The organism is Binatus sp. (SeqCode), assembly GCF_036522015.1.
Lineage (GTDB): Bacteria > Desulfobacterota > Binatia > Binatales > Binataceae > Binatus.
This window is the reverse complement of sequence record NZ_DATDGQ010000400.1, coordinates 1-9,210: the sequence shown is the minus strand read 5'-3', so window position 1 is coordinate 9,210 and position 9,210 is coordinate 1. Positions and strand designations below refer to the sequence as shown.

General features: G+C 62.3%; 9 protein-coding genes. 1 reads left to right on the top strand and 8 read right to left on the bottom strand.

Going from position 1 to position 9,210, the window contains the following annotated elements; translation table 11 throughout:
* Positions 1-245: 245 nt before the first annotated feature.
* Entirely contained in the window at positions 246-1,514 is a 1,269-nt protein-coding gene (locus VIW95_RS16965; protein WP_331588753.1) for a cyclase family protein, read from the top strand.
* 372 nt (positions 1,515-1,886) lie between these two features.
* Here VIW95_RS16965 and VIW95_RS16960 read toward each other — a convergent pair whose 3' ends face one another.
* The 8 genes from VIW95_RS16960 to VIW95_RS16925 all read right to left on the bottom strand — a co-directional run.
* Complete coding sequence (locus VIW95_RS16960; protein WP_331588751.1) at positions 1,887-2,684, bottom strand: hypothetical protein; 798 nt, start codon at positions 2,682-2,684, stop codon at positions 1,887-1,889.
* Positions 2,685-2,714: 30 nt separating this feature from the next.
* Positions 2,715-4,007 carry a DUF1329 domain-containing protein gene (locus VIW95_RS16955; protein ID WP_331588749.1) on the bottom strand — a complete coding sequence of 431 codons (1,293 nt, stop codon included), beginning with the start codon at positions 4,005-4,007 and terminating at the stop codon, positions 2,715-2,717.
* Between the two features lie 162 nt (positions 4,008-4,169).
* Entirely contained in the window at positions 4,170-4,367 is a 198-nt protein-coding gene (locus VIW95_RS16950) for a hypothetical protein (RefSeq protein ID WP_331588747.1), read from the bottom strand.
* A gap of 1 nt (position 4,368) precedes the next feature.
* Positions 4,369-5,361: an FAD binding domain-containing protein gene (locus VIW95_RS16945; RefSeq protein WP_331588745.1), complete on the bottom strand. Its 993-nt coding sequence runs from the start codon at positions 5,359-5,361 to the stop codon at positions 4,369-4,371.
* Positions 5,362-5,377: 16 nt separating this feature from the next.
* A complete protein-coding gene (locus VIW95_RS16940) occupies positions 5,378-7,585 on the bottom strand; it encodes a xanthine dehydrogenase family protein molybdopterin-binding subunit (RefSeq protein ID WP_331588743.1) in 2,208 nt (735 codons plus the stop codon).
* Complete coding sequence (locus VIW95_RS16935) at positions 7,585-8,217, bottom strand: (2Fe-2S)-binding protein (RefSeq protein ID WP_331588741.1); 633 nt, start codon at positions 8,215-8,217, stop codon at positions 7,585-7,587. Before VIW95_RS16935 ends, VIW95_RS16940 begins: the two co-directional genes overlap by 1 nt.
* Positions 8,214-8,768, bottom strand: coding sequence for a hypothetical protein (locus VIW95_RS16930; RefSeq protein WP_331588739.1), 555 nt, complete (start codon positions 8,766-8,768; stop codon positions 8,214-8,216). Before VIW95_RS16930 ends, VIW95_RS16935 begins: the two co-directional genes overlap by 4 nt.
* Positions 8,769-8,778: 10 nt before the next feature.
* On the bottom strand, positions 8,779-9,210 hold a 432-nt coding region (locus tag VIW95_RS16925), incomplete at its 5' end, for a hypothetical protein (protein ID WP_331588737.1).

Genomic DNA, 9,210 nt, shown 5'->3' with positions numbered 1-9,210 from the left:
ATAAAAATAGTTTCGTAGCGCCGCATGCGCTTGCTAAGTCCTCCTTACGGATTGCAGCCCCAGGTTGGAGCAAGGAGCAATCCCACACAGTACCATCGCGGGTATGCGGCCTCAAGGCCGAATTGCAGGTATTTAGTGGGTGGGAAATCGCGCGCGTCAATCGCTGCCATTGGCCTTGCGATTAGCGAGCGGTCTGTTAATGAGAAGAGGCGGTTCGCGCTCGAGTAATTCAGGAGGTTCCGTCCATGGCCAAACCCAAAAAGAAAATCAGGAAAGCGGCGCCCAAAGCCCGCAAAGTCGTTGCCAAAGCTACCAAACGCAAAAAACCCACGGCCAAAAGCCCAAAGCGGCCGGTGGCGGCCAAGGCGTCGAAGGGCAGCGCCGCGAAAAAATCAGCGAAGCCTATGGGACGTCGAGTCGCCGAGATTGTGACGGCCGCGACGCGCGCATCGATCGATATAGAGAGCGCCGCGGGTCGGATAGAGCGCGCGGCGGTGAGAAAAGTCGGCGAAGTCGCGGCGCGGGCGACTCGCGCGATGCGAAACGCAGTATCTTCTTCGCCAAAGATCCCGGGCTACGACGAATTGCCGGTTCGCGCGGGCGCACCGGCGGGCGCGGCATGGGGAGTGTTCGGCGACGACGACGAAGTCGGCACGATCAATCTGCTGACGCCGGAGCGCGTGGTTGCGGCGACGTCGTCGATACGCACGGGGAAGGTGTTCGCGCTGAATCTCCCGATCAACATTCCCGATCCGCCGCTGTTCACCCGCGGCAAGCATACGCACACCGTCAAGATTTTCCCCGGCGCCGAATTTGTGCTCGACGACTTCCTCGACAACTTCTATCCTCAAGCGTCATCGCAATGGGACGCGCTCGCGCACGTGAAGCATCCGGTGCATGGAGCGTACAATGGGATTCCCGACCATCAGATCACCGGGCGCGGCGGGATGCGGCTGGGGATCGACAACCTCGCGCGCCGTGGAATCGCAGGACGCGGAGTGCTCGCCGACGTAGCTCGCTACTACGATCGCGTCGGCAAGTCGATCAACTTCACCAAGGCCGAATCGATTCCGCTCGACGACGTGAAAGCGACGCTCGAAGATGAAGGCGTCGAGCTGCAGGCCGGCGACATCCTGCTGATTCGCATCGGATGGACGAAGTTTTACCTCTCGGCGAGCGCGCACATAAAGGAAGAGCTGTCGAAGGAGACCGTCGTGCCGGGAATCGAAGGCACCGAGCGCACCGCGCGATGGCTATGGGACAATCACCTCGCGGCTGTCGCGTCGGATTCGCCCGCGCTCGAGGCGTTGCCGAAAACTGCGGGCAACGAAATGGAGTTCCTGCATTTCCACATGCTCGCATTCTTCGGAATGCCGATCGGCGAGATGTGGAACCTCGAAGGGCTGGCCGAAGAATGCGCCGCCGACGGCAACTACGATTTTTTCCTGACGTCTGCGCCTTTGAACATCCCGGGAGGAGTCGGCTCGCCGCCAAATGCGTTGGCAATCAAGTAGCAAGGGCAAAGGGGGAACTTGATTGTATATGAAACCCGCGGTGGGTTTCACGCTTCCTTCGGCAGGGGCGACCCCTGCACCCAGTACTAATCGCAAAACGGCGAGTACGCCATTTTGCTCTCAGGTTCTTGATTTTGGTGGCACAGGCTTTAGCCTGTGATTTTTCTGGTCCATGCAAATCCAGGAAAGAATCACAGACTGAAGCCTGTGCCACTTTCTGAATGACGCGGGGACAGGGAGTGGGGAAGAGACAGCGACCAGGTATGCAAAGGTCCCCGGGAGGAGTCGGCTCGCCACCCAATGCGTTGGCGATCGAGTAGCTATAGACGAATTCGACTTATGCGGTCGGCGTCAGACGGCGCCGACCGTTTTTCATTTGCTCGCGGCAACCGGTTTTCGCCGCTTGAATAGCAATCCCGACCAGGTCTCATCGATTGCGCACACTTTGAAATCGACCAGTCCGTTGGAGAGGCCGGCGCCGCGCACCGATACTTGCGACAGGTCGCTGACTATCGCGGAGGTTTTCTTCGGCCATACGATCCAGATCAATCCGTCTTCCAAATCCATTGCGATTTTCTTGATTCGTCGATTCAGCTCCTTGTTCGAGCGGACGAACCATATCGCCAAGTTGCAATCGCGGCTGGGTTTGTCGAGCAGCTTCGCGCCTTCGGGCAATTGGCCAAGCGATTTGGAGAATCCGTCGGGCGCATCGAGCAGTGCGATCGACGAGTTCGGTTTGATGCCGAGTTTTTTCGGCAGCGGCGTGCCTGAGTAAGGCTCGAAGATCGATCGCGGCACTACCGGATCGGTAGTGCGTCGAGCCGCCATCGCGCGTTTCAGTACGGTCGCCACCTTCGGCCAGGGAGCGTACGAGGCGTCGGGCAGAGACATCCTGATGCCGGCGATTTTCTCCGGCACGCCGCCCGCGAACACCATCGGCAGGTCGCGGGTCGATTTCGCCATCCGCAGGGCGATTCCAATGTCGCGCCCGACCGAAGGGAGCCGCTCGATATCAATCACAATTGCGGCGGGTATAGCTCGCCTGACGTCGCGCAGGAATTTCAGACCTTGCGGCACGATGACGGTGACGTCATAAGCGGCGGCGTGCAGAGTTTTCGCTCTCTGGGATGCTTCGACGGCGTTTTGATGAATCAGCAGGACGCGGGGCATCGTCGCTCGAGTAAACCGAGTAATGAAATCCTAGTGCCCAGCCTTCGTTAGCGCCTCAGTCGTGAAGAAACTCTTGTCCACTGCGCCCATGTTGATGTACCAGCATTCGCGCTCGGGCGTGTCGGGGCCGGGCAGGTAGCACGTCGTCGAGACGCCAGACTGCACGTCGATGCTCGAGGCGGCGACGATGAACTCACGCTTGAACGGATAGACCGCAATCTTGGCGTCGGGCACCGGGCGGTCACGATAGGTGTTGAGATAGATCTGCGTCTTCCACAACTCGCCCTTCTGATCGTAGCTGTCGACGTACGGATTGAACCATCCCTCGCCATCGACGTACACAATCGTCTTCGATTGCAGCACGCCGGTGATTCTTTCCGGACGCGGCGTCACTTCGACGACGTACAGATGGCGCATCTCCCAATCTTCGTTGCACGAGGTTGCGCCGCCGTCAGTCGGACATGGACGCGCGGGCGAGTTCTGCGCATGCACGCACGCGAGCATGTTTTTGTCGCCGAGATATTTGAAGTTGTACTCCTGCGGCTTCGCGCCAAATCCGCCGGCGTGATCGGCGTCCCAGGTCGAAAGCCCCGGCGAGGAACTCAACATCACTTCGTTCACCCGGCGCACGCGCCGCGCACCCGCCAGGAATGCCCACGTATCGTCGGCCTTCATCGCGTCCCAGTAGCGATAGAGGATCGCGCCGCTGCCGCGATCTTCGGCAGGCGCAAGAGCGGGATACGCGCCCGCGCGCGCCCAGATACCGGTAGTCTTGAAATCCGGATCGGCCGGCATCGGCTCGACCTCGGTGCGTCCGATATCCGAGTAACCCGCCAGATGACCGACCTCGGTCAACGTCATCAACTGTTGTTGCGCGCCGGGATTTTGTTTCGCGACCTGGCATTCGAAAAAACGCAAATCGTAGTCGTCAGTCGCGATCGGCTTGAAGTATTGGTTCCACATGATCTTGGCCGCAACGTCGGGGTCGTTGGGATCGAGCAGCGGGAACGGCTGCCCGGCGACGTAGCCCAGCAAGTCGCGACGGTCCGGGGCGAGGCGCACCTGTCCTGAATATTTTTCGGTCGCATCCTGGAACGGCGGCGGCCAGGTGACGCGGCTCGTCGCCACGATGTTCATCTGCATGCCCCTGGAAACCGCGATGAAGGTGCCCGGGCTCACGAGCGCGCGGACCTGCTCCGCATTCTTGGCCGTGACCATGTCGCCGGGTTTTACTTCGGGGTGGGCGGGAGTGAGAGCGAATGTCAGCGCGGAGAAAATTGCGATGACGGACAGCGTGACGCGGAGTCCGTACGGCTTTTTCATTTTCTAAAGTATCACTTTAACTCGACCGCGATCTGGCGGTAGCGTTTCGTTCCGACGTTGACGAAGCCTCGATGAGTTCCTTTCGCGAACCATAGCACGCGGCCAGCCGAAAGCGATTCCGCGCGCGAGTGCTCACCGCCGTCGGTCCTCCCCCGAAAAGGTTTATTCCTGCTCGAAGCATCCGCGATCCGCGCCGCACCCTTGCGCATCGACCGGCTGCCCGTCGGGTCCCACCGGCCGCTGCGTCTTGAGGCAGGTGTAGCAGGCGGTCGCGTCGTCGGGTTTGAAAATGCGCTCGCCGTCGGGCGTGCGATAGTACGCGGTTTTCGTGCGCAGCAGCGCGCAGAATGGCGAGGCCATACTATGCGGCCTCCAAACCGGCGGTGTGCATGATCGCGCGGCGCACGATCACTTTCGCGATCACGACTTTGTAGGCGTTGTCGGACATCGGTTGCGCGTCCTTCAGCGCGGCGTCAGCGGCGGCGCGAGCGCGCGACTCGTCGAGCGGCCCGACCTTGAGCGCGGCTTCTGCCTCGGGAGATCGCCATGGGATTGGCGCAACCGCGCCCATCACGACGCACGCATCGCGGACGGTCTTCGCACCGGGCGCGCTGTCGAGCACGATCGCGACGCTGACTAGCGGCCAATCGAAGCTCTGCTTCTCGCGCGCCTCCAGGTAATGGCTACGCACGCCAGCCGACGGCGCGGGCACGATCACTTCGGTGATTATTTCGCCGGGCTTGAGAGAATTTTCCCGCTTCGCATCGACTGTCGGCAGCGTGAAGAATTTCTCGAGCTCAATGTTGCGGGTGCCGGCTGGGCCGACGATCGTTGCGCTCGCGCGCATCGCGATCAACGCCGGCGCAAGATTCGACGGATGCACGATGAACGACGGCCCGCCACCGAGAATCGCGTGATAGCGATTCAGCCCGCCGATCGAGTAGCAGGTGTCGCCGCCCTTCTTCAGGCAATTCACGTCGGGATTGCGAAAATACCAGCATCGCGGACGCTGCAGGATATTTCCGCCGACCGTGCCGAGGTTGCGAATCTGCGGCGTCGCCGCCTCGCCGGCGGCCTCGGCAATTGCAGTGAACTTCGCGCGAATCACAGGATGCTCGGCGACTTCGCTCAGCTTCACCGTGGCGCCAAGTCGAAGATCCCCCGACGGGCGCACTTCGATCCCGCCAAGCTCTTTCAGGCCTTTGAGATTCACCAGCGCGACTGGCGATACGATATTTTGCTTCGACAGATCGACGGCATCGACGCCGCCCGCAAATGCGACGTTGCCATCCTCGGCCAGCAGTCGCGACGCGCTTGCGACATCGGCGGGCGTGATTACTTCGAATCGATTCATCGCGATTCCAAATCCTTCACGCGTGTCCCAGCGCCGCCAGCACGCGGTCGGGCGTCATCGGGAGCGAGCGCACCGGCACGCCAATAGCGTCGTACACCGCGCATGCGACCGCGGCCGTGCTCGCAACGTGCGCCACCTCGCCGAGTCCCATCACGCCGGTATTCGTGATGCCGTTGGCGACTTCGAAAAACGTCACGTCGATCTGCGGCACGTCGAGCGCGCCGAGGAGCTTGTAGTCATCCATCGTGGGATTCACCATGATGCCGAGCTGCGGATCCATCCGGCGATCCTCGAAAAGCGCGAACCCGATTCCCATCAGGATGCCGCCGTTGACCTGGCTGCGCGCCGTCAGCGGATCGACAATTCGTCCCGCGTCGTGCACCGCAACGACATGCGTCACACGCACGATTCCCGTCTCGGTATCGACTTCGACTTCCGCGAACTGACATCCCGCCTGATCGGTGCGGAACCCCGCGTAGTTGGGCACGCGCTCGCCTTGCGCGGAAATCGAATCGCCGGGAATCCGCTTGCACACGTCGTTAAACGAAATCGCACGCGAAGGATTGGTGCGCACGCGAATCGTTTCGCCAGTCGCCTCGAGGTCGTTGGGCTCGGCGCCAAGAATCGGCGCGGCGATCCGAAACAGCTTGTCCTTGAGATGCGCCGCGGCCTGGCGCACCGCCGGCGAATTAGAAGGAGCACTGAGGCTGCCGCCGCTCGGCACTGAAAATAGAAATCGCGTGTCGCCGATTTCCGACTTCACGCGATCGACGGGCAGTCCTAGCTCCTCGGCCGCGACGATCGCGAGCACCGTGCGCGTGCCGGTACCGATATCCTGCGTGCCGACGCGCACTTCGACGCTGCCGTCGCGATGCGCGATCACTTGCGCCTCCGGGCCAGACACTCCGACCGCATGCCATTCGGCGGACGCGACGCCGACGCCGCGCCTGATTGGACCGGTGGATTTTGCTGCTTCATTTTTCTCGGCCCATCCGAACGCGCGCGCGCCAATATCGTATTCGGCGGCGCGGACCGGGTTGTCGCTGTTGCGGCGGCGGAACTCGAGCCGGTCGACTCCCGCCTTGCGCGCCATCTCGTCCATCGCGAGCTCCAGCGCGAAGCATCCTTGCGGCCAGCCAGGCGCGCGCATCGGCGACGACGGCCCGGCATTCGTATAGATGTTACTTTCCTCGACTCGGATGTTGGCGCATCGATAGACCGAGCCGAACGGACCCGCACTGCCCGCGCCGCCGCCGATTCCGCCGCTGCCGCGCGTCACGAGATCGATCGCGATCAGTTTTCCCGCGCGATCGACGCCCATCTTGACCTTCTGCTCGGAGTTGGGACGGTTACCGGTCGAGCGATGCTCGTCGGCGCGCGGGAGCATCACCTTGACCGGCACTCCGGTCGCCTTCGCCAGCCGGGCGGCAACAATAATTTCTGGAGTCGCGCCGAATTTCGATCCGAAGCCGCCGCCGAGGTACTCGCAGACTACGCGCACGCTGTCGGGCGGCAGGCTGAAATACACCGCCAAGTCGTCGCGCACCGAAAAGACGCCCTGCGTCGAGCACCAGACCGTAAGCTGATCGCCGGCCGGGTTAAAGCTCGCGACCGCGCCGTGCGTTTCGAGGCAGACATGGGTCTGCACCGGCGTCGTGTAGGTCGCCTCGATCGTGTTCGCTGCGATCTCGAGTCCCTTCGGCACGTCGCCGACGCTCGAATGCTTGATCTTACCGACGTTCGACCCGCTGCCAAAGACTCGCGGCGCAGAATCTTTGGCCGCGGAGTCCATATCGACCACGAACGGCAGCGTTTCGTAATCGACCTTGATCAACTTGAGCGCGTCGGCGGCGAGGTCGGAACTGATCGCAGCGACAGCGGCGACTTCCTGGCCGGCAAAGCGGATTTCGCGATCGTCGAGCGCGAGCACGGCGCGCACGCCGGCCAGATGCTGCGCCGCCGACAGATCGATATTGCGAATCCGTGCATGCGGCCACGGACTGCGAAGCATCGCGCCGTGGAGCATCCCGGGTAGTTCGATATCGTAGGTGTAGTGCGCGGCGCCCGTGGCCTTCAGCGGTCCATCGACGCGTGGCGCCGGCTTGCCGACGACCGACAGTCGTTCGCCCCACTGCCACGGCGTCGGCTCGTCGTCGGGGATGACGACCGTGACGTCGCGCGTGTTGCCCTGATAGCCAAGGTTGAGCGTGACGCGTCGCGACATCAGAAGGCCTTGGTTGCGCGTCCCGGCTTGACGGCTCTGAGAGCGGCTGCGAAGACGTGCGGGTAAGTGCCGCAGCGGCAGGTATTTCCCGCGGTCGCGTGTTTGATTTCGTCTGTCGTCGCAGCAGGATTTTTTTCGAGCGCCGCCGCGACCGACATCACCATCCCGGGCGTGCAGAAGCCGCATTGCTGCGCGTCCTCTTCGACGAATGCCGCCTGCACCGGATGCATGTTCGACGGCGTGCCGAGACCTTCGATGGTTGTGACCTGATGACCGCGCGCGTCGATCGCGAGCACCATGCACGAAGTCACGGGTTTGCCGTCGAGATGCACGGTACATGCACCGCACGCGCCGCGATCGCAGACGAGCTTGGTGCCGGTCAGCCCGAGGTGCTCGCGCAGTGCGCCCAGCAGTGTCACGCGCGGCTCGATCTCGAGCGTCGCGGGCTTGCCGTTGATATTGAGTTCGATCGTCGCGGCTTCAGGCCCAAGTTTTTCGAGGACACCCGGAGGCAGCGTCTTCTGGTCGGCGGACGCGGGCCGAACGCGCACCAGGCCTGCGGCGGCAGCGACCGCGCCGGCGCCCTTGATGAACGATCGGCGGCTGATGGCGTTTGGCTTGCGAGGCTTCATTTGGAGGTTGCGGCGGCGGTGTCGCGAGTGGGTTCGGAAGTCATGAAGATCGCAATCGCGACACCGAACAGAATCATACCGACTGGAAGCGCGAACGCAGCAATCTTGATCGAGTAAACGCCCGCTGACAGAAGCTTGTCAAGAAACATTCCGGTTTCGTAGCCGAAGCGGTCGATAAGCAATTCGTTGGCGGATGCGCCGGTGGTGAATCTGAAGCGCGCGATTTCTGCGCTGCGGCGTCCGACAATCGGCAGCACGACGCCAGATACTATCACCGCGGCGATCATCGAGCGGTTCTTCAGCGCGCCGCCATACACCAGCCGCGCGCCGATTCGAATTCCGATCAACATTCCGATTGCGGCCGCGGCGCACTCGACGATTGCGAACTCGTTGGCATTCCACCACGCGCCGAACGAGGGATTCAGGTATCGCACGACGATATGCGCGCCGCTTCCGTAGCTCAGTGTAAAGATGACGCCCACCACGAGCGCTACAAACGTCAGCCGTCCCATCCATCGGGGAGTTCGGCGCGGTTTTTTCCTTCGAGGCATCCGTTAACCTTCAGCGAATCGACGCGACGATCGCGCCTGCGCCTCGGGTAAGTCCGATCGAGAGGTAGACAATCAGCAGCACGAGCGAGCCGACGGTCAGCCCGACGCGGCGAAAGCGCGCCTGGAGCGCGGCGACCTCCGGACTCGGTCCGGCGGCCCGCCAGATTTGCGTGCCGATATTTCCATACTGATAGAGCGCGAGGCCGATAACGACGACGACCAGAATCAATTTGATCGCGAGCAGAATCGAAACCCCGCCGATGAACAGCACGTTGAAGATGCCGGTCACAACCAGCACGGCCAGCGACGTAAGCACGATCGCGCCGAGGCGGCGAACGATTCGGCGGGACACCCGCAGACGGCTGGGCGCGTCGAGTTCCGCGGCCAGGACGGGAGCGAGTGCGAACGTACTGAACAGGGATCCGCCGAGCGCAACGATCAC